Raw genomic sequence first — 26,232 nt, 5'->3', positions numbered from 1 at the left:
TGACTTGAGGTATGAAAATATAACGGGATTTTAATTTCAAGGATGAAAAAATGAATCAGTCAAACCCAGTAATCGCCTAAAGCTTTAAATAGTTGAAAACGTAAAACTAGATGTATCGATGCTTAATCAAGTATTGATCGGACTGGCTTTACCTTTTTCTTGGCTAAAACAACACAAACAGAGAAATGAGCTGTTTGTAAAAGGAAATAAAAAGATGAAGCCGAGTCATATTGAAATGACTTTGGCTGGGCAGATTTTTTGATGTTGAGGAAATGAATTCCTCAAAGAGAGATTAAGGATATGAGCCAAAACGAAAATAGCAATAATGCTTTCGCTATCGAAAGTCATTCTATTGATTATGTTGCTCCCTCTGAACGTAATGGGAAAGTTCGCGATCTATTCACATTATGGTTTTGTACCAATATTGCACCGCTTGCCGTGATTACGGGTGCAATGTCAATTTTAACCTTTAACCTCAATATTGTAAGTGCATTGCTTGCGATCTGCTGTGGACATTTTTTTGGTGCAGCGATTCTGGCTTTAACCTCTGCGCAAGGTCCGCAGGTCGGCATTCCTCAAATGATTCAGAGCCGCGCACAGTTTGGGCGTTATGGGGCATTGCTGGTTGTACTGTTTACTACCCTCATTTATTTAGGTTTTTTCATCTCTAACATTATTTTGTCAGGCAAAACCCTGCATACCGTTGTTCCTGCCATTCCAGTGCCAACCGCGACCGTGATTGGCGCAATTGCAGCAACCACAATTGGCGTAATCGGTTATCACTTTATTCATAAGTTCAATAAAATCGGAACTTGGTTTATGGGTGGTTCGTTGCTGATCGGCCTCATGATTATGGTGCCGCATATTAATGCAGATGTACTCGCCAAAGGCTCTTTCAATATGAAAGGCTGGTTTGCCATGTTTGGGTTGTGTGCTGTATGGCAAATTAGTTTCTCGCCTTATACCTCAGATTATTCACGATATTTACCGAAGTCGATTGGTATTTATAAGCCATTTATTTTTACCTATTTAGGCGCATCGTTAGGAACTATTTTTGCGATGGCATTTGGTACGATTGCGGTCAGCATTGGCTCAACCACAGATGCTATGGAAGCGGTAAAGTCGGGTACTGGGCTGTTCGGTTATGTTCTTATGATTTTGTTCTTATGCAATATCATTGGTCATAATGCCATGAACCTATACGGTGCGGTTCTGTCTTGTATTACCTCTATTCAGACTTTTGCAGGGCAGTGGATGCCAAGCCGAAATATCCGAGTCGTGTTATCAATCATTGTGTTAGTTCTAGCGACTTTAACGGCACTTTGGGCATCAAGTAACTTTATTAGTTTCTTCTTGAATGTGATTTTTGCTTTGTTATTTATTTTGGTGCCATGGGTGTCTATTAATTTACTAGATTTCTATGTAGTGAATAAAAAGTCTTATGACATTCAGTCGATCTTTGCACGTGATGGTGGTATTTACGGCAAATTTAATGCAAAAGCGCTTACGGCTTATTTCATTGGGATTGCGGTACAAATTCCATTCTTAAAAAATGCGTTTTTCACAGGTGCATTGGCCGATGTAATTCCAGATGCGGATATTTCTTGGGTCATTGGATTGGTGGTGAGTCTGGTGGTGTATTACGTCTTTAATCTAGGAAAGATTAAATGTTCAGCACCTGCATTAAACGCAAAATTACCTCAATAAGCATTGTAGTGAAAGGAATCCGACAATGAAAAAAAGCTATTTACAAGCGGCTCTAAGCACAGCATTGATGGCCGTAATTTATCCAAGTTACGCAGGTGTAAGTTTTGGAGATACCGATGGTGAATACGGTAAGCTCACCGTATCAGGCTATGTTCGCGCTAACTATCAAGATAAACACTATGGAGAGTCTGCTTCTGATCAAAAAATTCGTTTTGATGCTGCGCAGTTAAAACTGGCCTACGAGCGTGGACCGTTATTTGGTCATGCGGAATATCGTTGTTATCAATATGACCGTCTATGTGATTTTTCTACATTGGTTGATGGGTATGTAGGATACAAATTAAATAAAACAGATCAGGTGGTGGCAGGTGTTCAACCGATTCCATTTGGGCCGGGACGTTTCTGGGGCAATAGCCTATATGGAAGTATGAGCACAACCGCAGGTTTAGAAGATGTTCATAATCTTGGTTTGAATTATCATTTTGAATTGCCGACAGCAACCAAATTTGATGTGGGGTATTTTGCGGTAGATGGTGGAAACTACACAGGCTCTACCCAAGATTCAGGTCGTTATACAGCAAACTACGTGAGTTCAGATGATCCGAATAAAACCGATTTGCAAGAAAAAAACATGTGGGTGGGCCGAGTGACTCAAGATGTAAATCTTGGAATTAATGGTTTAACCACACAGCTCGGTGGTTCATATTGGACATCGGATATTGAAAATAAAGCCGCTTCGAGTGATGGCCGTCGTCATGCATGGGCACTTTTTGGTAAAGCCAATTATGGCAATTTTAATATGACCCTTACAGGTGGTAAAAATGATGTAACTAATCAGGATCAGCTTAATTCTAATCAGTCACTTATGGGTTCTTACGACACTGAATATTATGTCGCGAACAAAGGAACGTTCTATACCGCAGATGTGGGCTACTCTTTCAAAAATGTTAAGCAGATTGGAAACATTACGCCGTACTTTATGTACAGTCAGTACGATAAAGATCAGGACAATATGAAAGATTCAATCCGTAATATTATTGGTGTGTCTATTGACCATAAACAGCTTTCTTTGGTGGCTGAATACATCATGAGTAAAAATGACCCGTTCATTGGGGGGACTCAAGATTCATTGGCACAAGGGGATGATAACCAGTGGAATAAGTTGCTTAACTTAACGCTGTTTTATTATTTCTAAAAACATTTAAACATTCGGGCATACCGAAAATTTTTTTAAATTAATTTTTGGTATGCCATAATACAAGGTTGATGGTGAGCTATTTAATTTATCTATCGCTCCACTATCAATGCAGAAGATCTCAACAGGATAATGATCATGCAGCTTAATGAACTCGCTTTATTTCGTCAGCAAGCCTTTGTTGCTGGAAAGTGGTGCGATGCAGACCATCAACAAACATCCGAAATTTTAAATCCGGCGACATTAGAAGTGATTGGTACTGTCCCCAATATGGGTAAGGCTGAGGCCGAGCGTGCCATTGAAGCTGCCAAAGAAGCTTGGCCGTTATGGAAAAATAAAACAGCAAAAGATCGATCAATTATTTTAAAAAAATGGTTTGATTTAATTATTTCAAATGCAGATGACTTGGCTTTTATTTTAACAAGTGAGCAAGGAAAGCCTTTAGCCGAAGCCAAAGGTGAAATTTTATATGCTGCCAGTTTTATTGAATGGTTTGCCGAAGAAGCGAAACGAGTGTATGGCGATATTATTCCAAGCCCATATCCCGATGCTCGTATTGTTGTAAATAAACAGCCTATTGGTGTCGTTGCAGCTATTACACCTTGGAATTTTCCGGCTGCCATGATTACGCGCAAGGTTGCTCCCGCCTTAGCTGCGGGTTGTCCTTGTATTGTAAAACCGGCTCCTGAAACGCCTTTTACTGCTTTGGCTTTAGTCGACTTAGCTGTACAAGCTGGCGTGCCTGCTGAAATTTTTAGTGTGATTACGGGCGACGCGGTTCATATTGGTGACGCGATTTTTGAAAGTGATGTTGTACGCAAGTTTACTTTTACCGGTTCAACACCCGTCGGCAAAATGTTGCTTGAGCGTTCAGCAAAAACCTTGAAAAAAGTTTCCTTAGAGTTGGGTGGCAATGCGCCGTTTATTGTATTTGATGATGCCGATTTAGATGCGGCAATTGAGGGAGCGCTCATTGCCAAATTTAGAAATGCGGGGCAAACCTGTGTCTGCGTCAATCGATTCTTGGTGCAGGCTGGCATTTATGAAAAATTTATTGCTGCCTTAAGCCAAAAAATTCAAAACTTTAATATTGGTAATGGATTAGAAGCAGGACATGATATTGGGCCATTAATTAATGCTAATGCGGTGAAAAAAGTTGAAGCACATATTCAAGATGCCTTAGATAAAAATGGTCGTCTTGTGATTGGTGGTAAAAAGCATACAGCGGGTGAATTATTTTTTGAACCGACACTGATTGCAGATGTTACCGCTGATATGGATGTGGCAACTCAAGAAACGTTTGGTCCACTGGCAGCCGTATTTAAATTTGAAACCGAGCAACAAGCGGTAGAAATGGCAAATGCAACTGAATTTGGTTTAGCTGCATATTGTTATACCAAAGATTTAGGCCGTGCTTGGCGAATGAGTGAACAGCTCGAATATGGCATGGTTGGAATTAATAAAGGCCTTATTTCAAATGAAGTTGCGCCTTTTGGTGGAATTAAACAGTCTGGTTTGGGGCGTGAAGGTTCCAAATACGGTATTGAAGATTATCTAGAAATTAAATACACCTTGTTTGGAGGATTGAATATATGAGTAATGAAAAATTTGAAAAGGGTTTAGCAATCCGTAAACAAGTGCTTGGCGAAGAATATGTAAATAATTCAATCAACAATGCCGATGGATTTAATCTTCCTCTTCAAGAGTTAGTGACTGAATATTGCTGGGGAGCTGTTTGGGGACGTGAAGAATTAAGTAAGCCTGAGCGCAGTTTAATTAACTTGGCAATGATTTCAGCTTTAAATCGTCCACATGAATTAAAACTACATGTTAAAGGCGCACTTCGAAATGGTGTGCCTAAAGAGAAAATTCGTGAAGTGCTTTTACAGGTGGCAATTTACTGTGGCGTGCCTGCTGCTGTAGATAGCTTTCGTATTGCTAAAGAGGCAATTAAAGAGTTTGAATCTGAGCAATAAACTTTCGGTTTGAATATTATAAAAAGGCCTTGTTCAAGTGGACAAGGCCTTATTTATATAATTTAAATCACATTTCTGAGTTCATTTGCCGTGTTACGCAGCAAGGGCAAAATTTGCTGAACTAAATAATCTTCTTGTACGCGGTTGGTTTGAGACATGCAGTTAAGCGCTGCCACCGCTTGACCTTGTGCATTAAAAACGGGCACGGCAATCGCAATTACGCCAAGTTCATGTTCTTCTTTAGAAAGACAATAATCCGATAATGAAATGCCCTTAAGCACTTCAAAAAACTTTGACTCATCTATAAGGGTAAAAGGGGTTAAGCGCTTTAAACCGTAATTTTTTACCCACGTGTGTTGAGCTTCTTCGGGTAGTGCTGCCAGCAATACTTTACCCGTAGAAGTTGCATGGGCAGGGAGTCGGTTGCCTAAATGCATACCATAAGGGCTTACACGCAAATTATCTTGCTGCGGTAAATAGCTACGGGCAATGGGTACGACTTCATTATCGTCTAAAACTACAATCGAAAAAGTCAGAGACGTCTGCGCGCACAAAAGATTTAAAAATGATTGAGCGACTTTAGGCAGGTGGGCAGAGCTTAAGTAAGAACTCGAAAAGCGCAGCACACGATGGGTTAACCAAAAGTAATGTTCATCTGTTTCTAAATAGCCTAAGTATTTTAAAGTTTTTAAATAACGCCTTGCCGCTGTACGACTAATACCGGTTCGCTCAGCCACTTGAGTGACATTAAGCCGTTGCCGATCTGTTCCAAAAGCTTCCAGTAAAGCCAAGCCTTTAGCTAATCCTGCAATGTAGTCATCTTGACGAATTTTCTCATGCGAGGTCGGGTGCTCTAAAAAAGCATCGAGAGAAGGCATCCATTCATTCCTATTATTTTGGTTGTTTCTGTCCGCTATTCGGACAAACTAAATGATAAACGGTTATTTTCGTCTTGAATACATAGTGAACAAAACTTAAAGCCAGTAATTTAAAAGTCAGGATGAAACAAGGATGAAGTTATGGATATTTTAAAGACACAGGTTGCAATTATTGGATCTGGACCAGCAGGGTTATTGCTTGGGCAACTTCTATATAAAGCTGGCATCGATCATATTATTGTTGAGCAACGTAGTGCTGAATATGTGGCTTCACGGATTCGTGCAGGAATTTTAGAACAAGTTTCGGTCGACTTACTGAAACAAGCAGGCGTTGACCAAAACCTAAAAGACAAAGGATTACCGCATTCGGGCATTGAAATCTTAACCAACGGTGAATTGCATCGGGTTGATTTAGCAGCACTCACGGGTGGAAAACAAGTGACCGTATATGGTCAGACCGAAGTGACTAAAGATTTAATGACTGCCCGTGAAGCAGCACAGCTCACTTCATTTTATGAAGCTCAAAATGTACAGGTGAAAGATTTCTACACTGCGCCGAAAGTTGAGTTTGAGTACCAAGGTAAAGCCTATCAAATTCAGTGTGACTTTATAGCAGGTTGTGATGGTTATCATGGCGTCTGCCGTGCCAGCGTGCCCGAAGATAAAATTAAGACTTTTGAAAAAGTTTATCCGTTTGGCTGGTTAGGCGTATTGGCCGATGTTCCACCTGTAGCTGATGAACTCATTTACGTACAGTCAGAACGTGGCTTTGCTTTATGCAGTATGCGTTCAGAAACGCGCAGTCGCTATTATTTACAAGTGCCTTTAACAGATCACGTCGAAGATTGGTCTGATGAAAAATTTTGGGATGAGTTAAAAAACCGCCTAGACCCTGAAAGCCGTGAAAAGCTAGTGACAGGACCTTCTATTGAAAAAAGTATCGCGCCGTTACGTAGCTTTGTGACTGAGCCAATGCGTTTCGGAAAACTATTTTTAGCAGGTGATGCTGCGCATATTGTTCCACCGACTGGAGCAAAAGGCCTAAATCTCGCTGCCTCTGATATTGCCTATTTATCAAGTGCACTTGTTGAATACTATGTTGAGGGTTCAGAACAAGGTATAAGTGAATACTCTGAAAAATGCTTACAACGTGTTTGGAAAGCTGAACGTTTTTCTTGGTGGATGACTCACTTGTTGCATCGTTTTGAAACTGAAAGTGAGTTTGATCATAAGATTAAGCAAGCAGAGCTAAGTTATGTACTGGGTTCGATTGCGGGTAAAACTACATTAGCCGAAAACTATGTCGGTTTGCCTTATGAGATTAAGCAAATTGATAGTTTTAAACATGCGAGTTAACAATTAAAAAAGATAAAAGGGCACATAGATGCCCTTTTTCTATGGGAAAATTTAGTTGGAAAAAGTCTGAGATGCGGTGCGCTTTGCTTAAAAGATCAGCATTAATAAAAGCTTTTGTCATATTTTTTCAGTATATTGCTATTAATTTCTTTATTTATAAATTCTAAGTTTGTATGGAACAGGACCAAGCACGCATACCTAAATATATTCCTATTCGCGATGCAATTGCCCACGATATTGAATCTGGTGTATTAGACGCCCACGCAAAACTCCCATCGGAAAGAGTGCTATCTGAGCAATTCCAAACCACTCGGGTTGCTGCACGTGAAGCTTTGCTGGCTTTGGAAACTGATGGTTTGATTTATCGATTAGACCGCCGTGGTTGGTATGTTCGTTCTCCGCGTATTATTTATCACCCTCAATCGACAAAAAACTTTAACCAGTTTGTGATTGAACAAGGCTATGAACCTTCTACAGAAGTGATTTCCAGTGAACTGACTCAGGCCACTTCTTGGGATGCCAAGCATTTAAAAGTTGAAAAAGGGCATCCGATTTATTCAGTTTGGCGTCGTCGCTGTATTAATGGACGTCCTGTGTTGGTTGAACATTTACGTGTGAATGCCGAGCTTTTTCCTGAGTTTTTAACTCATGATCTCAAGCAATCCATTACTTTACTGATGGCAAATGAATATAACTGCCATATCACCAGAGCCGACATTAACCTCTATCCAACAGCTTTATCGGAACAACAGGCCAAAGCGCTTCATGTCAATGTCGGTGCACTCGGTTTATATATTTGCCGTAGTAACAGAAATGAAAAGGGCGTGATTACCGATGTTGACCAAGAATATTGGCTACACGATGTCTTAGATTTACATTTCGAAGCACGAGCATAAAAATACAATCTGGTTTAAACCAGATTAATCAAACTGTCATATAAACCTGTTGAAATAAGATCATCAAATAATTGCATTCGATGGTTTGCAGATGAAACAGTATGTTCAACAGACAATTAAACTTGGCACTGCATCAGTTTTAGGTGTAGTGGTCGCTTTTCAAATGGGATGTTCATCAGCAACATCAAAAAACTCAGAAGAAATTACAGTCTATACGGCAGTGGAAGCCGACCAGCTTAAACAATACCAAGAAGAATTACACAAAGCTTATCCAGAACTCAAAGTAAAATGGGTACGTGATTCAACAGGTGTAATTACCGCAAAACTTTTGGCAGAACAGAAAAACCCGCAAGCGGATGTGGTTTTTGGTGTGGCTTTAACCAGTTTGCTGGTCATGGAAAAGAAAGACATGCTTGAGCCTTTTAAACCTGAAGGTGTCCAAAATTTAAAACCCGAATTTGTAAGTCAAAAACCTGTACCGACTTGGACGGGTATGGATGCATGGGAATCTGCAATCTGTGTAAATAAAGTCGAATTAGAAAAACGTAAGCTACCTATTCCAAAAACTTGGAAAGATTTAACCAACCCAATTTATAAAAACCTGATTGTGATGCCAAATCCGGCTTCAAGTGGTACAGGGTATTTAGATGTGACTGCTTGGATGCAGATCTGGGGTGAAAAGCAGGCGTGGGATTATATGCAGGCTTTAGATAAAAATATTTCGCAATATCCTCACTCTGGTTCAAAACCTTGCAAAATGGCCGCACAAGGCGAAATTCCAATTGGTATTTCTTTCGGTTATCCAGCATTTAAATTAAAAGCAGATGGCGCACCTTTGGAAGTGGTTTATCCAACTGAAGGGTTAGGTTGGGAAATGGAAGCCTCAGCGATTGTGAAAGGAACCAAGAAATTAAGTAGCGCACAAAAATTTATAAATTGGTCGGTAAGCAAAGCGGCAAATGAAGCCTATGCACATAACTTTTCAATGGTCGCTTATAAAGGCATTGAAAATACCACCATGAGTTTCCCGAAAAACCTTCCTCAACTGCTTGTAAAAAATGATTTTTATTGGGCGGCCGAACAGCGTGAACGTATTTTGGCTGAATGGTCAAAGCGTTTTGAAAAGTGATCTTTTGAATAAGGGCCTCATTATGCAAATACCTTCGTCATTGCAATCATCGCTGCTAGGTCAAAACCAAAAGGCCGAGTTAGCAGGGCATTTATTGTCGACCTTAACGACTTATAAATATCCTGAACATGGCCCCTCAGTTTTAGAAGTGGTGGATATTCAAAAAAAATTTCAACACTTTCAGGCCCTCACGCATATTAATTTAGACCTGAAAGCAGGCGAGTTCGTCAGCTTTTTGGGGCCATCAGGGTGCGGTAAAACCACATTGCTACGTATAATTGCAGGTCTAGAAAAACCTGATTATGGAAAGGTTATAAAAAAGGGAACAGATATTACTTTGCTGAGTGCTGAAAAACGTCGCTGTGGCATTGTGTTTCAAAACTATGCGTTATTTCCAAACTTAAACGTTGAAGAAAATATTGCTTTTGGCTTGGACAAAAAAAAGTGGGATAAAGCACAGCGTAATCAACGGGTTCTGCAGTTATTAGATCTTATTGAGTTACCCGATATTGCTACAAAATATCCAAACCAATTGTCGGGTGGGCAGCAGCAACGTGTTGCGCTCGCTCGGGCAATTGCACCGAATCCGGATATTTTATTGCTAGATGAACCGCTTTCAGCACTTGATGCTCAGGTACGTTTGAACTTAAGACAAAAGATTCGCTCAATTCAATCGCAGCTTAATTTGCCAACCATTATGGTGACGCATGACCAAGAAGAAGCATTAAGCATTTCTGACCGTGTTGTAGTGATGAATCATGGCGTGATTGAGCAAATCGATACGCCGCACAATATTTACTACAAACCACAAACCCAATTCGTTGCAAAGTTTATTGGCACCATGAACTTTTTAAAAGCCACTTGTGCAGTACAGAATCAGCTCGATGTTTTAGGTTTTATCCATCTAAATTTGGAGCAGCAAAAGCTAAAAACTGGACAAAATTACACTATTGGTTTTAGACCTGAAGCTGTTGAGTTAGTAGATGATTTAGGTAGTGATAAAGAGTCGTTGTATTTACCCATCAAAGTCTTAAGTACCGAATTCTTGGGTGCAAAATGCCGTTTGTTTTGCGCCATTCATATTGATGGAATTGAGCAGACAAAACACCTTTTGCAAATTGAAATTGAAAATACAAAGTTCAAATCTTTGCAAGAACTCATGTTTATAAAAGTGCCTAATCAGCTCATCCATGTTTTTGACGATCAAGGGTATGCACTATGTTAAATGAAACTGCTTCAGCGGTTTTAAAAACACAGCCGCGTCAAAAAACTGAATACTCATTAAGGTCAAATATTGCTTTAGCGAGCGTCGCAATTGCTTTGACTTTAGCGATTATTGCTCCCTTAATAATGCTGTTTCAAAGTGCTTTTTTTGATGAAAATCAAGATTTTGTTGGCCTTGAAAACTTTTATAATTATTTTGGTAGTTCCGCTTTACTCAGTTCTGTATTTAACTCTATATGGATCGCTTGTACTGCTACTGTCATTACAGTTTTTCTTGCCAGTATTTATGCGTTTGCACTGACCAATGTCAATATTAAAGGCAAAGGCTTCTTTAAATTGGTGGCATTTTTACCGATCTTGGCACCGTCACTTTTACCTTCTTTGGCATTAGTCTATTTATTTGGCAAGCAAGGTGTATTCAAGCCTTTATTGGGTGATGTACAGATTTATGGTCCAATCGGTATTTTAATCAGTTATTGTTTTTGGCTATTTCCAGCAATTTTAATGCTAATGATGGTCTCTTTTAGAAGTGTCGATCAGCGTTTAATTGAAGCCTCTTTGTCACTGGGTAAAAATATCTGGAAGACACATTATCATGTGACTTTACCTGCAATTCGTTATGGCTTAATCAGCGCAAGTCTGGTGGCCTTTATTTATGTACTAACAGATTTTGGGATTCCAAAAGTCATTGGCGGTTCATTTAACATGATGGCGCTTGATGTCTATAAACAGATTATTGGTCAGCAAAACATGAGCATGGGTGCGGTCATTTCCATCTTGTTATTGCTACCAGCAGTTTTTGTTTTTATTTTCGATCGAATACAAAGCAAACGCCATGCACGTTTTCAATCTTTTCAGACTAAACCTTATATGTCTGCGCGGAATAAAAAGCTTGAAACGGTTTTGACTTTATTTTGTGGCTTGGTTTCGGGTGCGATTTTACTGATTATCTTTACGGCGGTGCTAGCTTCATTTATTCAGTCTTGGCCTTATGATTTGTCTTTGACCTTGCAACACTACAGCTTTGAATATGTCGATGGTGGTGGTTGGGCAGCGTATTTTAACTCGGTTCGCATGGCTTTTTTTAGTACGGTTGTGGGCACGGCACTTATTTTTATGGTGGCACTATTAACTGAACGTTTTAAGGCACATCCACTCATTAAAAATTATGTGCAAGCTTTGGTTCTATTACCTCTTGCAGTGCCGGGGCTAGTTCTAGGTATTGCTTATATTCTGTTCTTTAACCAGCAAAGCAACCCGTTAAACATTCTGTACGGCACCATGACCATTTTGGTGATTTCAACCATTGTGCATTATTACACCGTGCCACACCTCACTTTAACCAATGCCATTAAACAGATTCCGCTACAGCTTGATCAGGCAGCAGAAACTCTAGGTACATCGAAGTGGAAAACCTTTTGGAAAGTGTATTTGCCTATGTGTTTTCCAGCGCTATGCGATGTGTCGGTCTATGTTTTTGTAAATGCCATGACGACTGTATCGGCTGCCATTTTCCTCTATTCACCAGATACCAGTTTAGCTGCGGTTGCTGTTTTAAATATGGATGATGCAGGCGATACGGTTGCTGCTGTTGCTATGAGCATTTTGATTTTAACAACCTCATGTTTTGTAAAACTCATTCATTGGTGGTTTACCCGAAAAATCATGGCAAGAAGCCAACAATGGCGTGAAAGCTCCCACTAAGTAATGTTTAGCTAAATACAATTTTTATTTAACCGACTGAAACGAAATGCTTTGTTCAACAAGGCAAGGGTTTATTCATCCTAAATTTCGCAAATTGGAAGTCTTATGAATCATGTACAGTTTGATTTAATTGTTGTCGGTGCCGGAATTTTAGGTTTGTCCGCTGCTATACAGGCACAAGAGCAAGGCTTAAAAGTGTGTATCTTCGAGAAAAATGCCAAGCCTGTGGGGGCGACTCGCCGTAATTTTGGCATGGTCGGAACATCGACATTAACGCAACCTGAGCAACCGTGGCGAAAGTATGCACTTGAAACGCGCTCTTTTTACCAGCGTATTCAGGCTGAAACCGATATTTCATTTAAACAAAGGCAGGGCGTATATTTGGCAAATACTGCACTTGAATGGCAGGTTTTAAATGAGTTTGCCGAGCGTGCAGGCCAGTACCAGATTCCGGTTCATCTGCTCAGCTATGAAGAACTAACCACACAATTTTCGTATTTGAATCCTGAGCAGCAGTTCCAAGGTGGCTTAATCATTGAGGAAGATTATTCGATAGAGCCGCATGTGATCAGTCAGCGACTATTGGCATATGCTGAAAGTAAAGATGTAGAGATTTATACCAATGCGTGTGTAGTACAAACCAAATACCAGCAGGAAAAGTGTCAGGTTCATCTGGCAAATGGCGAGATTTATCGGGCAAATAAAGTTTTGATCTGCCACGGTGAGGTCATCGATATTTTATATCCAGAGTTGCTGCAAAGTTTGAACCTGAAACGTTGTGGCTTACAAATGGCGCTGACTCAACCATTTCAACAAAAATTAAATGCTTCTCTTTATTCAGGTTTGTCGATTTCGCGCTATCCAGCCTTTGAGATTTGTCCGAGTCATGATGAGCTGATTAAAGCATCACAACAAGGATTTGTTAAAGAATTTGGGATTCATATTCTGATTAAACAAAACGAATTTGGCGAACTCATCGTAGGGGATAGTCACGAATACCATCCGCTTGATGAAGCACCTCAGTTTGAGCAACGCGAAGACATTAATCAATTTTTTCAAGCCTACTGCCACGAAAAACTGGGGCTAACTTTACCTCCAATTCAAAAGCGTTGGAACGGTTATTACCTCACCCATGAACATGAGCTGGCCTGTGTTACTGAAGCTGAAAAGAACATCTTTCTGGTGAGTGCAATTGCTGGCAAAGGCATGACCACAGGGGCTGGATTTATGAAAGAAATATTAGAACAAAATATTTACTAGTTTGTAATCTGGTTTAAACCAGATTGGTGTATATTGAAATTAACGTGAACGAAACGAGCAATCTTATGAACATGCAACCACAAATCGATATGGATTTAGAAAACAAATATCTGCTTTTGACACCAGGTCCATTATCAACATCTGCAACGGTCCGCCGTGCCATGCAAAAAGACTGGTGTACTTGGGACCAAGAATACAACTCGCTTGTACAAGATATCCGCTCTCGATTGGTTAATTTGGCAACCAGTCAACCTGAAAAATATACGGCTGTGTTAATGCAAGGCAGTGGAAGTTTTGCGGTGGAGTCTGTGCTTGGGTCAGCTATTCCGCGTGATGGCAAAATCTTGATTATTAATAATGGCGCTTATGGTGCACGTATGGTGCAAATGGCGCGTTGCCTAAATATTGAAGTGATCGAGCTGAACTATTTAGAAACCCAAACACCAGATTTACAAGAGATTGAACGTGTTTTACAAGATCAAACTATTAGCCATGTTGCTTGTGTGCACTGTGAAACTACCACGGGAATTTTAAACCCGATTCAGGACATTGGCCGTTTAGTTAAATCGGCAGGGAAAATCTGGATTGTAGATGCGATGAGTTCATTTGGCGGTGTGCCAATGGATATCGCGGAGCTTGAAATTGATTTTCTAATTTCAAGCGCGAATAAATGTATTCAAGGTGTGCCGGGCTTTGGTTTCATTTTGGCGAAACGTGATTGCCTAGAAGCGTGTAAAGGTTTGGCACGTTCGGTCAGCCTCGATTTATATGACCAGTGGAATACCATGGAGCAGCATAACGGTAAATGGCGCTTTACCTCGCCAACCCATGTAGTACGTGCATTTTACCAAGCCTTGCTTGAGCTTGAGGCAGAGGGCGGAGTTGCTGCACGTTATCAACGTTATTTACAAAACCAACAAACCTTATCGCAAGGTATGCAACAGCTTGGTTTTGAATTGGTATTAGGCAATCAAGCACCCCAATCACCAATTATCACGACATTCCTTTACCCGACAGTTGAAACATTTAGCTTTCAGTCATTTTACGAAACCTTGAAAAATTCAGGCTATGTAATTTATCCGGGCAAAGTCACCGATCTTAACTGTTTCCGTATTGGCAATATTGGCGAAGTTTATGTTCATGACATTGAAGGGCTTCTTGCTGCCATTGCGAGTTACTGCGAAAGCCACTTAAACCAAGCTGTAACAGCATAGTTTTTAAATCATTTAAATTAAAGGTTAATACATCATGAAGACGAACAATACACAAATTCAGGCTGTTGTTTTTGACTGGGCTGGCACAACAGTAGATTTTGGCTCACGCGCACCTATTTTGGCTTTTATGGCTTTATTTAAAGACAATAAAGTTGAAATTACGATTGAAGAAGCTCGTGCGCCAATGGGTTTGGAAAAACGAGACCATATAGCTGCCGTTTTAAAAATGCCGCGCGTAGCAGCAGCATGGCAGGAGGTATATGGGCAGCCTGCGACAGAGGCAGATATTGACCGTTTATATAAAGACTTTATTCCTTACCAATTAAAATCGATTCCAACCTGTTCTGCTTTAATTCCGGGCGCATTGGCGACTTTTGAAAATATTAAAGGCCGTGGTGCAAAAATTGGCAGTAATACAGGCTATGCATCAATGATGATTGGGCGATTGGTTAAGGATGCTGCCGATCAGGGCTATCGCCCGGACTGTATCGTTACGGCCAGTGACGTGAAATTTGGTCGTCCATATCCTGAAATGTTATGGAAAAACTTAATTCAACTTGATGTATCAGACATCAAAACTGTTGTAAAAGTGGATGATACCGTGGTGGGTATTGATGAAGGTTTAAATGCGGGATGCTGGACCGTAGGACTTGCGATTAGCGGCAATGAAGTCGGTTTAAGCTATGAAGAGTGGAGTGCATTATCGCCTGATAAACAAATTGTTCTAAAAGATAAGGCCTATCGAAAAATGAATGCTTCGGGTGCTCACTATGTGATTGATAGTGTCGCAGACTTGCCAAATGTACTGGACGATATTGAACGCCGTTTGGGGCAGGGTGAGCGACCTTAAATATAGTTTAGGTCAATATATTTTTAAGCTTAGCTCCCTTGGGAGCTAAGCTTACCTAAAAAATTAAAATGAAGAGTAATAAACTCCACATATTTGAAAATAAGGAGCAACTTTGCAGATTAAACTCCTATTTTCCTCTAACTATCTAAACATATGCTCCAATAGTTAGTTCCATCACCACATATAAATATATGTAATGAATCTCTTTACGACTTTTGTGGGTCGTATATTTTTTCTTTAATGAATAGAGCAGGGATCACACCACAAATTAGGTAAGCTGCACCCATCACGACAAAACCTAGACCAATAGATCCGCCGGATGCTAAGAAACCAATAGTTGCAGGGGCTAAAGCAGCACCTAAACGTCCAACGTTATAAGCGCCGCCAATGGCTGTACCACGAATGGCTGTCGCAAAGCTTTCGGTCATATAGGTTGCATTTACACCATAAGGGATGCCGTAGAGGAAGCCGAAGGTGATGAGTAAATAGAGAATGTTGTTTGGCGAGTTATAAAAAACAATTAGAGGTAAGAAAATAGCAGTACCGATTGCACCGAATGCATAGGTGAAGCGACGTCCTAATTTATCAGCCATCATGCCTGCAAGGACTTTACCTAAAATCATGGCGGTATATGTACCTACCATATAAGCCGTCATTTCTTTGAATTTCATACCCAGTTCACTTTCTAGATATGACGGCATCCAGTTGTTTACGCCATAGTAGCCAAACTGTAAGAAGCCCGCAGTTAATGCCCACAAGATAAACATATTACGGTTTCGTTTATCTTGGAAAATAAGCTTAAATACTGAAGTTTTCGAAGCGTTTTGCGCCAAAACAGGTTGTTGTAGTCGAGACTTTTGCCATGCTTCTGGTTCAGGTACCAGAATATGCATGAGAACAGCAATAACGACGGGAATAATGGCAACATAAAACAGCATACGCCAGCCATGATCAGGAATAATCCAACCTGCAAGTAAAGTCGCAACAATATATCCAACAGTCCAGCCAGCTTGTAATGTTCCAAGGACTGTTGTGCGGTAACGTGTTGGTACATATTCGGCCATGAGGGTATTACAGGCGATATAGAGTGAACCCAAACCCAGTGACGCAAAAAATCTTAAAATACCAAACTGCAGAAAGCTTTGAGTAAAACCTAAGCCACAGGTGAGAAGTGAGAAAATTAAAATAGAAATAACCACAATGCGTACACGACCAAATTTATCGCATGCCCATCCCCCAAAAATGCCACCAACAGCCATACCTGCTAATGTAAAACTGCCAAGCATACCTGCTTGTACTGAACTTAATCCAAAATCTGCCTTAATACTATTTAAGCTATAAGACAGCAGCATCAAATCTGCACCATCTACCAATAGGGCCAGAAAAGCAAAAATAAAAGCTATTTTCCACGTATGAGGTTGTATACGAGAAAGACCTTCTTTGTAATTTGTAGCCATAATCCATTACCTACATTTGATTGAAAGCACTTCAAGTCGTTTTAAAGTGCTTAAAATTTGATTAAGACGCAGCGCGAATCATGTTTCGGGCAATAATCACTTGTTGAATTTGAGTGGTCCCTTCATAGAGACGGAACAAACGAACATCTCGATAAAAACGTTCAATGGCATATTCACTGATGTAACCCGCACCGCCGTGAATCTGTACACAGCGATCGGCGACACGGCCACACATTTCGGTCGCAAACATTTTTGCGCATGAAGCTTCAGTGCTAACGTTATGTCCGGCATCGCGTAGACGTGCAGCGTCTAAGACCATACATTTAGCCGCATAAATTTCGGCTTTTGAGTCGGCAAGCATGGCTTGAATGAGTTGAAATTCGGCAATAGGTTGCCCAAACTGCTTGCGTTCGATGGCGTAATTTAAAGAATCATCTAGCATTCTGGTTGCTGCGCCGACACTTAAAGCAGCAATATGCAAACGGCCTTTATCGAGCACTTTCATGGCCGTTTTAAAACCAACACCTTCCACGCCACCAATGAGAGCAGAGGCGGGTACACGGCAATTTTCAAAAATCACGTCACACGTATGGGCGCCTTTTTGCCCCATTTTTTTATCGCGTTTACCAAGAGAAATGCCTGGGGTTTGGCTATCAACAATAAAAGCAGAAATACCACCAGCACCTTTAATATCAGAGCTTGTACGTGCCATGACTGTAAATACGCCAGCATGGGGTGCATTAGTAATAAAGCGTTTAGTGCCGTTTAACACATAAAAATCGCCATCTTTTACTGCACTGGTTTTTAAAGAAGCTGCGTCCGAGCCTGCGTCTGGTTCGGTTAAACAAAAAGAACTGATCACTTCACCACGCGCTAAACGTGGCAAGAAAAATGATTTTTGTGCTTCCGTCCCGTCAATAATCAGACCACTTGAACCAATACCATTATTGGTTCCAATCAGAGAGCGAAAAGCAGGAGAGGTACGACCTAATTCAAAAGCGACATAGACCTCTTCTTCCATTGTTAGCCCAAGACCTTCGTACTCTTCAGGAATGGTTAAACCAAATAAGCCCAGCGCTTTCATTTGTTCAACGATGTGTTGAGGGATTTCATCCGTTTCAGCGACTTCATTCTCATGAGGAATTAATACACCTTCAACAAATTGCCGAATCATATCAACAAGTTGATCTAAGGTTTCCTGATCTCGAATCATAGTCTCGTCCTTTTACTACATGCAAAAAACATCAATGTGATGTTCGTAAAATCATCAATATTTGAAGCGATATTAATCAAAGGATGAACGTAAAACAATATATTTTGAAAATTAATTTCGCAATGCGATACTTTGTTGTTGTTTTATGTTTGCCTAATTTATTGATTTATTTAAGCTATATTTTCTTATGAAAAATCATTATTTTTAGTGGAAAATTAAAGTTTGATTTTTAAAATGAGCTGTGTATATTAAAAATATATATCGCTATGCGAAATTTTAAATGGATAAATTTTCCAATAGGAAATGAGTCACAAAATATAGTGGGATGAAGATGGGTGCTTTAAATGGAATTCGGGTGCTTGACTTAAGTCGGGTATTGGCTGGACCTTGGTGTGGGCAGATTCTTGCCGATTTAGGTGCAGAAGTAATCAAGATTGAAAGACCGAAAGTCGGTGACGATACTCGTTCTTGGGGACCACCTTGGATGAAAAATGACTCAGGCCAAGACACCCAAGAAGCCGCTTATTACCAGTCCACTAACCGCAATAAGTTATCGGTTGCCATTGATATTGCCAGTTCTGATGGACAAGAGCTAATTAAAGCACTCATTCAAGACACCGATGTCGTGATTGAAAACTATAAAGCGGGTTCTCTGAAAAAATACGGTTTGGATTATGAGTCTTTATCTGAGATTAACCCTAAACTGGTGTATTGCTCGATTACAGGCTTTGGTCAAACTGGCCCAAGAGCAGAAGAACCCGGTTATGACTTTATTATTCAAGGCATGGGCGGCCTCATGTCAGTCACGGGTGAACGTGATGATTTGCCGGGCGGTGGGCCACAAAAAGTAGGTGTGGCATTTTCCGATTTAGCCACAGGTCTTTATTCTACGATTGCTATACAAGCTGCTTTACTCAACCGCCATGTGACAGGTTTAGGCCAATATATTGATATGGCTTTGCTTGATGTTCAAATTGCCACAATGGCAAATCAGGGAATGAACTATCTTTCATCGGGTAATATCCCGAAGCGTTATGGCAATGCACATGCCAATATCGTGCCTTATCAGGTATTTAAAGCTTCTGATCGTGATTTTATTATTGCGTGTGGAAATGACACTCAATTTATTCAGCTCTGTCGAAGTATTGGGTTACCCGATTTACCAAATGATGCACGTTTTGCCCGAAATGCAGATCGAATCAAACACCGTGAGGAAATCATTGGGATTTTATCAAAACACTTTTTAACTAAGACAGCAGATGAATGGGTAGATGCAATTTATGCGGCTAAAGTTCCGGTCGGTGTGATTAATAACTTGGAACAAGCTTTTCAGGAGCCTCAAGTGATTGCTCGAGAAATGCTGGTCGAGATGAATCACCCGCAACGTGAAAAATTGAAGGTAATTGGGTCACCAATCAAACTCTCTAGAACACCTGTTGAGTATAAAACAGCACCTCCGTTGTTAGGAGAACATACTCAGGCGATTTTAGGTCGAGTGGTTTCTTCAGAAAAACTAGCTGAGTTGAAAGAAAAGGGCGTAATTGGATAAGTGGCATAAAGCGAGGGGTTAAAATTATATTTAAAATCAGAAAATAAAATATTTAACCTTTCGCTTTAATGAGTTAAATGAAGTTATGTTTTAGACGCAGACTAGGATGTTTGCTCTTTTGCTATTTATAGAAAAAATAGATTATAATTTTCGCAGTGCGAAACAAAATATGGATTGGTATGACAATGAATGATGCAGTAGATGCAGAACCGACAGAAAAATTATTAGCGCCGTTAAGGCATGAATTATTACATCCGATTGAAGATATGCAGGATGAAAATGATCGCCAATTTATTACTGCATTAGCACGTGGTTTAGAGCTATTACGTTGTTTTACGCCTAAGCATCAGCATTTGGGCAACCAAGAACTTGCTCAGATGACTGGTTTGCCTAAACCAACCATTACTCGCCTTACACATACCTTGTCGCGTTTGGGTTATATCAAACAAGTACCTAACTCAAGCAAATTTCAGCTTTCAGTGGGTGTTCTTGCGTTTGGTTATTCTATGTTGTCTAACGTATCGATTCGCTCTATTGCTCATCCATATATGAAAAATTTGGCAGACTATGCTGGCGCTGCTGTTGCAATGGCAACACGCGATCGACTGAATATGATTTATCTTGATGTGGTACAAGGTAAAGGCAACATGACCATGCGCCGTCAAGTTGGAACCTATTTACCGATTCATTTAAGTTCGATGGGGCGTGCATGTTTAGCAGCCATGCCTGAAGATGAAAGAGAGTTTCTGCTAGATGCCATTCGTAGCAAACATAAAGAAGACTGGATCAAAATTAACCGTGATCTAGACAAAGCTTTTAAAGACTACCAAGATTTTGGATATTGTTTTTCGATCGGTGAATGGCATAAAGACGTGAACTCGGTTGCGGTTCCACTCATTCATGAACAACATGGTTTACTAGTATTTAACTGTGGCGGTCCAAGTTTTATTATGAACCGTGAAAAGCTTGAAGAAGATATTGCACCACGTCTTTTACATATGGTGAATAATATTCGCACCGAGATTAGCTAAACCAATCTGATTTACTTATAAAAGCCAGCAATGATTTTCAATGCTGGCTTTTTAGTAGGCAAACTTTAAGCTGTTTGCTTGTGAAAGTTCGGTTTTCTTTTTTCTTTGAAAGCATTTAATGCTTCTTTAAACTCGGAACCTTGCAAACAATGTGAGAAAATAGTCGACTCATGATCAATACGATTGAGTAGATCATCAATTGGCATATCTCTTAGCAACTTTTTACTCAGCTGTAAGGCTTGGCTTGGTTTGTGAGCCAGTTTAGTTGCTACATCTTCAACGACTTGATCCAGCTCATTTGCCTCAAATATTTCATTCAATAAGCCATAATTCTTTGCTTGATCTGCCGAAAACTTTTCACCGAGCAAAATAATTTCTGAAGCGCGAGCAAAGCCCAATAGTCTTGGCAAGATATAACTTGAACCTGCTTCAGGTACTAGTCCCAAGTTTACAAATGGGAATTGGAAAATAGAGTTTTGGCTTGCATACACAAGGTCGCAATGTAGAAGCATGGTGCTGCCGATGCCAATGGCCACACCATTTACTTTGGCAATAATTGGTTTTGGAAAGGTTGCCAAGCTTTTTAAGAAAACAATGGAAGAAGGCGGTTCGGAACTGGTTGTATCGCGTGTTTCGAATGCGTTGACATCATTGCCACTGGTAAATGCAGCTCCTTCACCAGTCAGTATAACCACGTGAACGTCTTGATTGGTTGCAGCTTCATTTAATGCCAGACTTAGAGTCGCATACATTTCATAGTTAATTGCATTTTTTTTGGTGGGATTGCTCATGGTGAGCGTTAGTATATTTTTATCAAAAAACTGTTGAATTGAGCCTGTTTTAAGCACGTTTTGAGTCCTATTGTCCTGTTGCATCATTCATTCCTTTAAATTAACTATTTGAAAATTCTTTGTTTCTTGTTTATGGAAACTCATACTTGTTCAAATAACTTGCCGTCTAAAATTTAAACTTATTAAAGTGATGCTATCGAAAAATAATTCCGTTATCAATTATTTTGTTTTATATTGTGGTATAAAATTTTGTATTGTGAAATTTTTACCTTAAATCACTTTAAATGATGATGGGCTTTATGATGCGTAAATAAGCATCTAGCTCTGCGAAGGAAATGAGAAGCTAGCTATAGAACAGTGAGTGGAAATAATATGAAGACCAAAATTACAGAACTATTTGAAATCGAGCATCCTATTATTCAAGGCGGTATGCATTATGTTGGTTTTGCAGAGCTGGCGGCTGCGGTTTCAAACGCGGGCGGTTTAGGCATTATCACTGGCCTGACTCAGCGTACGCCTGAAAATTTGGCAAAAGAAATTGCACGTTGCCGAGAAATGACCGATAAGCCTTTCGGGGTAAATTTAACTTTTTTGCCTACGGTGAATACTCCTGATTATCCAAGTTTTGTAGAAGCAATTATTAAAGGTGGTGTAAAGATTGTAGAAACAGCGGGGCGTAATCCTGAACAAGTCATGCCGTATTTAAAAGCTGCTGGCATTAAAGTCATTCACAAATGTACTTCAGTTCGACATAGCTTAAAAGCTCAGCAAATTGGGTGCGATGCAGTTTCTGTAGATGGTTTCGAGTGCGGTGGTCACCCCGGTGAAGATGATGTGCCCAATATGATTTTGTTGCCTTTAGCTGCCGATGCATTAGAAATCCCGTTTGTTGCTTCAGGTGGAATGGCAGATGGACGCTCACTCGCCGCTGCTTTAGCGATGGGTGCCGATGGAATTAATATGGGAACGCGCTTTATTGCGACTCAGGAAGCTCCCGTACATGCAAATGTGAAACAGGCGATTTTAAATGCAACCGAACGAGATACACGTTTAATTATGCGTGCGTTACGTAATACTGAACGTGTTATGAATAATGCTGCTGTAGAAAAAATTGTGGCAAAAGAAAAAGCACTCGGCGATAACATTAAATTTGAAGATATTATCGAAGAAGTTGCGGGTGTTTATCCAAAAGTCATGATTGATGGCGATGTTAATGCAGGTGCATGGTCATGCGGTTTGGTCGCAAGCTTGATTCATGATATTCCGACATGCGATGAACTGGTTAACCGAATTGTCAAAGATGCAGAAGATATTATTCGTGGCCGATTATTGGGACTTTTATAGAATTATCCTAGCTTCTATAACTCATTATTAGCCTAATTTATATACATCAGCACAAGTTTTAATTGTGCTGATTTTTTGCATCACGCACACAATAATAAAGACATAAAACGGCAAAAAATAAGCCTAAAATACAGACACCCATCCATCCGTAGTGTTTCCAAGCATAGCTTCCCGCTGTTGTGCCTAATGCGCCGCCAGCAAAGTAACCTGTCATATAAATCGCATTAAACCGTGAGCGTAATTCTTGATTAAGTTTAAATACGATACTTTGGTTGGTGACATGAACAGCAGAAAGTGAAGCGTAGAGAATAAGTAAGGCAATAATATAAAAAGCGAAGTGGTAGGGTAAAAGTGAAAAAAGAATCCAACTTACAATAAGCCCGACGCCACAATAAATTGAAATTTTATGAATATAGCCTTGGTCAATAAATTTGCCTGAGAAATTGGCAACGAACGTCCCTAATACCCCAACAAAACTGAAAAGCCCAATGGTAAAATCGCTAAAAAAATAGGGTGCTGGAGCCAAAAGCAACGACATGGTGGTAAAGGTTAAACTCACACAAGCAAATGTAAAACCCCCAATATAAGTTCTAGTTCTTAAACGTCGATTTTGAATAAAAATTTGCGGAAGCGAGCGGATGGTTTTTGCATAGTTTTCAGATTTAGTTGGTGGGAATAACCCGATATTACGGTGCAAAATAAAGGCAATGATAAGTAGTAGAAAACCACTGACCAGATAAATAATGTTCCAAGCAAAAAGCGTAGACATCAGCCCTGAAAAGGAACGGGCGAGTAAAACCCCCATCATCAGTCCGCTCAGTAAGAAACCAACAACACGGCCACTTTGTTGAATCGGAACTAGACTTGCTGCAAGGGGTAATAACAATTGAGCTGAACTAGAAAATAGACCAGTAATGACGGTACCAAGCAGTAAAAGATAAATATTGTGCGAAAAACCGCTAATAATTAATCCACTTGAAGCCAATAACATAAAGATAAATAGCAGTTTGCGCTTTTCTATTATGTCGCCCAACGGCATTAAAAAGAGTAAGCCACATGCGTAGGTGATTTGGGCTAGAGTTGGCACCCACGCTGTAGTTGTTTCGGTTAAATTTAGGCTTACACTAATTGAGTGAATAAGTGGCTGACTAAAATAATTTCCACCTGTACAAATGCCTGCGGCAATCGCCATTAAAATAATGGTTGGGGTATAGAGTGCGTTTTTCATCATGCCTTAGTCATAATGAAAGTGGAACTTTAATCAACACAACCATGACTGTTTTAAGCAAGATTGTTAGTGCGTTTCATTCAAGGCATCTTGAATGTTGTGCACCATGTGAATTAAACGTGGTCCAATTTCACCTTCAAGTTTTTCCGGATTTAAATGAAAACTTGGCGCACCACAGTTAAAAACATAAAGACCATGTTTGGAGCTGACTAAAGGTACAGCCACCGAGTTCACTTCTTTATGCCACTCGCCTAAAGACAAACAATATCCATAATCTTGGTAATCACGGAAAGCTCGTTCTAAAGAACGTTTTATGGCTGGCCAGTTTTCGGGATTCTTTTGTTTCAACGCATCAAGTAGAAAGTTGCGTTCACGTTCAGGGGTAGCAGCTAAGCAGGCTCGGCCCATTGAACTACTATGAATTGGCAAAGTCGAACCAATTGGACGACGCATATTTAATGCAGTTTCAATTTGCACAACATCGATATACACCATATTTAAGCGATCACGCGTTGCCATCGCTACAGGTGCTTGAACATACTGACTCATCTCTTCCATATATTGATGAGCAATATTGCGAATCGAGATGTTAGATAATGCAGCGTATCCTAAAGATAAGACACCAATATCTAGTGTGTATTTAGTCGAATTAGGCAATTGTTTTAAATAACCTAATGACACAAGGGTATTGGTAATACGTGCAATCGTCGGTTTAGGTAAACCTGTCATTTTTGCTAATTCTTGGTTACCCAGCACCTGATTATTTGCAGAAAAGCATCTTAAAAGTTCTAAACCGCGTGCTAAAGAAGCAATAAATTGTGGGTTATTTTCCCGATGTATATGCGAAATAGGATCTAAACGTATCTCATCAAAATTTATTGGTTTTTCAGTTTCCGTGTTTTGAGACATTCGATCCTCAAATATAATTAAAGCAATAGTTTTGCCATTATATTTCGCTCTGCAAAATAAATCCATTCATCACTGCGCTGTTGTGATGAATGGATATTTGGTGCAGTTTATGAAACGTTTTCAATCACCATTGCAAGACCTTGACCTACACCAATACATAGGCTCACCACGGCATATTTCTTTTTACGGCGAATTAACTCGCGAGCTACTGTTAAGCTAAGACGAGCGCCAGATGCACCAAGTGGATGACCAACTGCAATCGCGCCACCGTTTGGGTTCACACGTGGGTCATTAAAATCAACATTTAAGCCTTTTAAACAAGATAAAACTTGTGAAGCAAAAGCTTCATTAATTTCAATAATATCCATGTCATCTAAGGTAAGACCAGCACGCGCAACGGCTTTTTTAATGGCTTCAATAGGGCCTGCACCCATAATGCGTGGTTCAATACCAGCAGCCGCAGCGGACAAGATTTTTGCCATTGGTTTTAGGCCATATTTTTGACCTGCTGCTTCTGAACCAATCAAAAGTGCTGCTGCACCATCATTAATACCTGAGGCATTACCCGCAGTAACCACGCCACCATCAAAGAGCGGTTTTAACTTTGTGAGTGCTTCAACAGTTGAGCTTGGGCGAGGGTGTTCATCTTCTGAAACGAGTTTAGGTGGCAATTTTTTGCCTTGGAAAACCTCAATTGGGGTAATTTCATCAGCAAAGAAACCTTCTTCTTTGGCTTTTTGATATTTGGCTTGTGATTGAGCTGCAAATAAATCAGCCTGCTCGCGGCTAATACCAAAGTCGGCTGCAACGTTATCACCCGTTTCAGGCATTGAATGGCCACCGTACTGAGCAATAATTTTTTTATTTGGAAAACGAGAGCCAATGGTGGTGTCATAAATTTTTGCATCACGGCTATAAGCACTTTCGGCTTTACCCATCACAAAGGGAGCACGTGACATACTTTCTACACCACCTGCGATATAGAGTTCGCCTTCACCACAAGTAATGGCACGTGCTGAATCAATCACGGCACCTAAACCACTAGCACATAGGCGGTTTACCGTCTGGCCCGGTACAGTGACTGGTAAACCTGCAAGTAATAATGCATTTCGTGCCACATTACGACTATCTTCACCCGCTTGATTGGTGTCGCCTAAAATCACATCTTCAATATCCGCGCCCGGTACACCAGTTTTTTCAAGTAATTTTTGAATAACGGTTGCTGCTAAATCATCAGGGCGAATTGAGGCAAGTTCACCCGCATGACGGCCAAATGGACTACGTAAACCATCATAGATATATGCATTTAACATTGAGAAAT

General features: G+C 40.2%; 23 protein-coding genes. 16 read left to right on the top strand and 7 right to left on the bottom strand.

Annotation, left to right across the window (positions count from 1 at the left end; all coding sequences use genetic code 11):
- The first annotated feature begins 118 nt into the window (after window positions 1–118).
- From ACS604_RS03775 to ACS604_RS03755, 5 genes are all read left to right on the top strand, one after another.
- Window positions 119–262 carry a hypothetical protein gene (locus ACS604_RS03775; protein WP_075382724.1) on the top strand — a complete coding sequence of 48 codons (144 nt, stop codon included), beginning with the start codon at window positions 119–121 and terminating at the stop codon, window positions 260–262.
- A gap of 38 nt (window positions 263–300) precedes the next feature.
- A complete protein-coding gene (locus ACS604_RS03770; protein ID WP_000081163.1) occupies window positions 301–1,707 on the top strand; it encodes a purine-cytosine permease family protein in 1,407 nt (468 codons plus the stop codon).
- Between the two features lie 25 nt (window positions 1,708–1,732).
- Window positions 1,733–2,902, top strand: a complete 1,170-nt coding sequence (locus ACS604_RS03765) for a hypothetical protein (protein ID WP_474770126.1) — start codon at window positions 1,733–1,735, stop codon at window positions 2,900–2,902.
- Window positions 2,903–3,040: 138 nt separating this feature from the next.
- Window positions 3,041–4,498, top strand: coding sequence for an NAD-dependent succinate-semialdehyde dehydrogenase (locus tag ACS604_RS03760; RefSeq protein WP_224991625.1), 1,458 nt, complete (start codon window positions 3,041–3,043; stop codon window positions 4,496–4,498).
- Window positions 4,495–4,878 carry a carboxymuconolactone decarboxylase family protein gene (locus tag ACS604_RS03755; RefSeq protein WP_474770123.1) on the top strand — a complete coding sequence of 128 codons (384 nt, stop codon included), beginning with the start codon at window positions 4,495–4,497 and terminating at the stop codon, window positions 4,876–4,878. The genes ACS604_RS03760 and ACS604_RS03755 overlap by 4 nt, the downstream gene beginning before the upstream one ends.
- 62 nt (window positions 4,879–4,940) lie before the next feature.
- Here ACS604_RS03755 and pobR read toward each other — a convergent pair whose 3' ends face one another.
- Entirely contained in the window at window positions 4,941–5,756 is an 816-nt protein-coding gene (gene pobR / locus ACS604_RS03750) for an IclR family transcriptional regulator PobR (protein WP_474770121.1), read from the bottom strand.
- 141 nt (window positions 5,757–5,897) lie between these two features.
- Between pobR and pobA the strand changes: the two genes are divergently transcribed.
- The 8 genes from pobA (at window position 5,898) to phnX (ending at window position 15,389) form a co-directional block, all read left to right on the top strand.
- On the top strand, window positions 5,898–7,112 hold the full coding sequence (gene pobA, locus ACS604_RS03745) for a 4-hydroxybenzoate 3-monooxygenase (RefSeq protein WP_474770119.1): 1,215 nt from the start codon (window positions 5,898–5,900) through the stop codon (window positions 7,110–7,112).
- A 173-nt stretch (window positions 7,113–7,285) separates the two neighbouring features.
- Complete coding sequence (locus tag ACS604_RS03740; RefSeq protein WP_016141407.1) at window positions 7,286–8,008, top strand: UTRA domain-containing protein; 723 nt, start codon at window positions 7,286–7,288, stop codon at window positions 8,006–8,008.
- 91 nt (window positions 8,009–8,099) lie between these two features.
- Complete coding sequence (locus ACS604_RS03735; protein WP_474770116.1) at window positions 8,100–9,137, top strand: putative 2-aminoethylphosphonate ABC transporter substrate-binding protein; 1,038 nt, start codon at window positions 8,100–8,102, stop codon at window positions 9,135–9,137.
- 22 nt (window positions 9,138–9,159) lie between these two features.
- Entirely contained in the window at window positions 9,160–10,362 is a 1,203-nt protein-coding gene (locus ACS604_RS03730) for an ABC transporter ATP-binding protein (protein ID WP_474770113.1), read from the top strand.
- The gene (locus ACS604_RS03725) at window positions 10,356–12,065 is read left to right on the top strand and encodes a putative 2-aminoethylphosphonate ABC transporter permease subunit (protein ID WP_474770110.1); all 1,710 of its coding nucleotides are present in this window, start codon (window positions 10,356–10,358) and stop codon (window positions 12,063–12,065) included. The genes ACS604_RS03730 and ACS604_RS03725 overlap by 7 nt, the downstream gene beginning before the upstream one ends.
- Window positions 12,066–12,170: 105 nt before the next feature.
- Complete coding sequence (locus tag ACS604_RS03720) at window positions 12,171–13,325, top strand: TIGR03364 family FAD-dependent oxidoreductase (RefSeq protein ID WP_474770108.1); 1,155 nt, start codon at window positions 12,171–12,173, stop codon at window positions 13,323–13,325.
- 26 nt (window positions 13,326–13,351) lie between these two features.
- On the top strand, window positions 13,352–14,539 hold the full coding sequence (gene phnW, locus ACS604_RS03715) for a 2-aminoethylphosphonate--pyruvate transaminase (RefSeq protein ID WP_474770370.1): 1,188 nt from the start codon (window positions 13,352–13,354) through the stop codon (window positions 14,537–14,539).
- Window positions 14,540–14,573: 34 nt separating this feature from the next.
- A complete protein-coding gene (gene phnX, locus ACS604_RS03710; RefSeq protein ID WP_474770105.1) occupies window positions 14,574–15,389 on the top strand; it encodes a phosphonoacetaldehyde hydrolase in 816 nt (271 codons plus the stop codon).
- A gap of 206 nt (window positions 15,390–15,595) precedes the next feature.
- Here phnX and ACS604_RS03705 read toward each other — a convergent pair whose 3' ends face one another.
- Both ACS604_RS03705 and ACS604_RS03700 read right to left on the bottom strand, forming a co-directional pair.
- Window positions 15,596–16,846 (bottom strand): MFS transporter, encoded by a 1,251-nt coding sequence (locus ACS604_RS03705; RefSeq protein WP_474770102.1) that lies wholly within the window; start codon window positions 16,844–16,846, stop codon window positions 15,596–15,598.
- A 61-nt stretch (window positions 16,847–16,907) separates the two neighbouring features.
- On the bottom strand, window positions 16,908–18,059 hold the full coding sequence (locus ACS604_RS03700; RefSeq protein WP_474770099.1) for an acyl-CoA dehydrogenase family protein: 1,152 nt from the start codon (window positions 18,057–18,059) through the stop codon (window positions 16,908–16,910).
- 331 nt (window positions 18,060–18,390) lie between these two features.
- Between ACS604_RS03700 and ACS604_RS03695 the strand changes: the two genes are divergently transcribed.
- Both ACS604_RS03695 and ACS604_RS03690 read left to right on the top strand, forming a co-directional pair.
- Window positions 18,391–19,608, top strand: coding sequence for a CaiB/BaiF CoA transferase family protein (locus ACS604_RS03695; RefSeq protein ID WP_474770096.1), 1,218 nt, complete (start codon window positions 18,391–18,393; stop codon window positions 19,606–19,608).
- A 185-nt stretch (window positions 19,609–19,793) separates the two neighbouring features.
- On the top strand, window positions 19,794–20,639 hold the full coding sequence (locus tag ACS604_RS03690) for an IclR family transcriptional regulator (RefSeq protein WP_013198245.1): 846 nt from the start codon (window positions 19,794–19,796) through the stop codon (window positions 20,637–20,639).
- A gap of 65 nt (window positions 20,640–20,704) precedes the next feature.
- Here ACS604_RS03690 and ACS604_RS03685 read toward each other — a convergent pair whose 3' ends face one another.
- Window positions 20,705–21,514, bottom strand: a complete 810-nt coding sequence (locus ACS604_RS03685; protein WP_474770095.1) for an enoyl-CoA hydratase — start codon at window positions 21,512–21,514, stop codon at window positions 20,705–20,707.
- Window positions 21,515–21,802: 288 nt separating this feature from the next.
- Between ACS604_RS03685 and ACS604_RS03680 the strand changes: the two genes are divergently transcribed.
- Complete coding sequence (locus tag ACS604_RS03680) at window positions 21,803–22,774, top strand: NAD(P)H-dependent flavin oxidoreductase (RefSeq protein ID WP_474770093.1); 972 nt, start codon at window positions 21,803–21,805, stop codon at window positions 22,772–22,774.
- Between the two features lie 58 nt (window positions 22,775–22,832).
- Here ACS604_RS03680 and ACS604_RS03675 read toward each other — a convergent pair whose 3' ends face one another.
- From ACS604_RS03675 to ACS604_RS03665, 3 genes are all read right to left on the bottom strand, one after another.
- Entirely contained in the window at window positions 22,833–24,005 is a 1,173-nt protein-coding gene (locus ACS604_RS03675) for an MFS transporter (protein ID WP_474770092.1), read from the bottom strand.
- A gap of 63 nt (window positions 24,006–24,068) precedes the next feature.
- Window positions 24,069–24,911 carry an IclR family transcriptional regulator gene (locus ACS604_RS03670; RefSeq protein WP_000081480.1) on the bottom strand — a complete coding sequence of 281 codons (843 nt, stop codon included), beginning with the start codon at window positions 24,909–24,911 and terminating at the stop codon, window positions 24,069–24,071.
- Window positions 24,912–25,018: 107 nt separating this feature from the next.
- Window positions 25,019–26,224, bottom strand: a complete 1,206-nt coding sequence (locus tag ACS604_RS03665; RefSeq protein WP_474770089.1) for a 3-oxoadipyl-CoA thiolase — start codon at window positions 26,222–26,224, stop codon at window positions 25,019–25,021.
- Window positions 26,225–26,232: the final 8 nt, after the last annotated feature.

This window comes from Acinetobacter sp. Li1LvA2, from assembly GCF_056156705.1.
Note: the sequence above shows the minus strand (reverse complement) of the source record. Positions and strands in the feature narration are given on the sequence as shown.

What these genes read in the sequence shown, in the direction of transcription:
- ACS604_RS03775 (WP_075382724.1), top strand. Translation starts at nt 119, where the DNA reads ATGCTTAATCAAGTATTGATCGGACTGGCTTTACCTTTTTCTTGGCTA.
- ACS604_RS03770 (WP_000081163.1), top strand. Translation starts at nt 301, where the DNA reads ATGAGCCAAAACGAAAATAGCAATAATGCTTTCGCTATCGAAAGTCAT.
- ACS604_RS03765 (WP_474770126.1), top strand. Translation starts at nt 1,733, where the DNA reads ATGAAAAAAAGCTATTTACAAGCGGCTCTAAGCACAGCATTGATGGCC.
- ACS604_RS03760 (WP_224991625.1), top strand. Translation starts at nt 3,041, where the DNA reads ATGCAGCTTAATGAACTCGCTTTATTTCGTCAGCAAGCCTTTGTTGCT.
- ACS604_RS03755 (WP_474770123.1), top strand. Translation starts at nt 4,495, where the DNA reads ATGAGTAATGAAAAATTTGAAAAGGGTTTAGCAATCCGTAAACAAGTG.
- pobR (WP_474770121.1), bottom strand. Translation starts at nt 5,756, where the DNA reads ATGCCTTCTCTCGATGCTTTTTTAGAGCACCCGACCTCGCATGAGAAA.
- pobA (WP_474770119.1), top strand. Translation starts at nt 5,898, where the DNA reads ATGGATATTTTAAAGACACAGGTTGCAATTATTGGATCTGGACCAGCA.
- ACS604_RS03740 (WP_016141407.1), top strand. Translation starts at nt 7,286, where the DNA reads ATGGAACAGGACCAAGCACGCATACCTAAATATATTCCTATTCGCGAT.
- ACS604_RS03735 (WP_474770116.1), top strand. Translation starts at nt 8,100, where the DNA reads ATGAAACAGTATGTTCAACAGACAATTAAACTTGGCACTGCATCAGTT.
- ACS604_RS03730 (WP_474770113.1), top strand. Translation starts at nt 9,160, where the DNA reads ATGCAAATACCTTCGTCATTGCAATCATCGCTGCTAGGTCAAAACCAA.
- ACS604_RS03725 (WP_474770110.1), top strand. Translation starts at nt 10,356, where the DNA reads ATGTTAAATGAAACTGCTTCAGCGGTTTTAAAAACACAGCCGCGTCAA.
- ACS604_RS03720 (WP_474770108.1), top strand. Translation starts at nt 12,171, where the DNA reads ATGAATCATGTACAGTTTGATTTAATTGTTGTCGGTGCCGGAATTTTA.
- phnX (WP_474770105.1), top strand. Translation starts at nt 14,574, where the DNA reads ATGAAGACGAACAATACACAAATTCAGGCTGTTGTTTTTGACTGGGCT.
- ACS604_RS03705 (WP_474770102.1), bottom strand. Translation starts at nt 16,846, where the DNA reads ATGGCTACAAATTACAAAGAAGGTCTTTCTCGTATACAACCTCATACG.
- ACS604_RS03700 (WP_474770099.1), bottom strand. Translation starts at nt 18,059, where the DNA reads ATGATTCGAGATCAGGAAACCTTAGATCAACTTGTTGATATGATTCGG.
- ACS604_RS03695 (WP_474770096.1), top strand. Translation starts at nt 18,391, where the DNA reads ATGGGTGCTTTAAATGGAATTCGGGTGCTTGACTTAAGTCGGGTATTG.
- ACS604_RS03690 (WP_013198245.1), top strand. Translation starts at nt 19,794, where the DNA reads ATGAATGATGCAGTAGATGCAGAACCGACAGAAAAATTATTAGCGCCG.
- ACS604_RS03685 (WP_474770095.1), bottom strand. Translation starts at nt 21,514, where the DNA reads ATGCAACAGGACAATAGGACTCAAAACGTGCTTAAAACAGGCTCAATT.
- ACS604_RS03680 (WP_474770093.1), top strand. Translation starts at nt 21,803, where the DNA reads ATGAAGACCAAAATTACAGAACTATTTGAAATCGAGCATCCTATTATT.
- ACS604_RS03675 (WP_474770092.1), bottom strand. Translation starts at nt 24,005, where the DNA reads ATGATGAAAAACGCACTCTATACCCCAACCATTATTTTAATGGCGATT.
- ACS604_RS03670 (WP_000081480.1), bottom strand. Translation starts at nt 24,911, where the DNA reads ATGTCTCAAAACACGGAAACTGAAAAACCAATAAATTTTGATGAGATA.
- ACS604_RS03665 (WP_474770089.1), bottom strand. Translation starts at nt 26,224, where the DNA reads ATGTTAAATGCATATATCTATGATGGTTTACGTAGTCCATTTGGCCGT.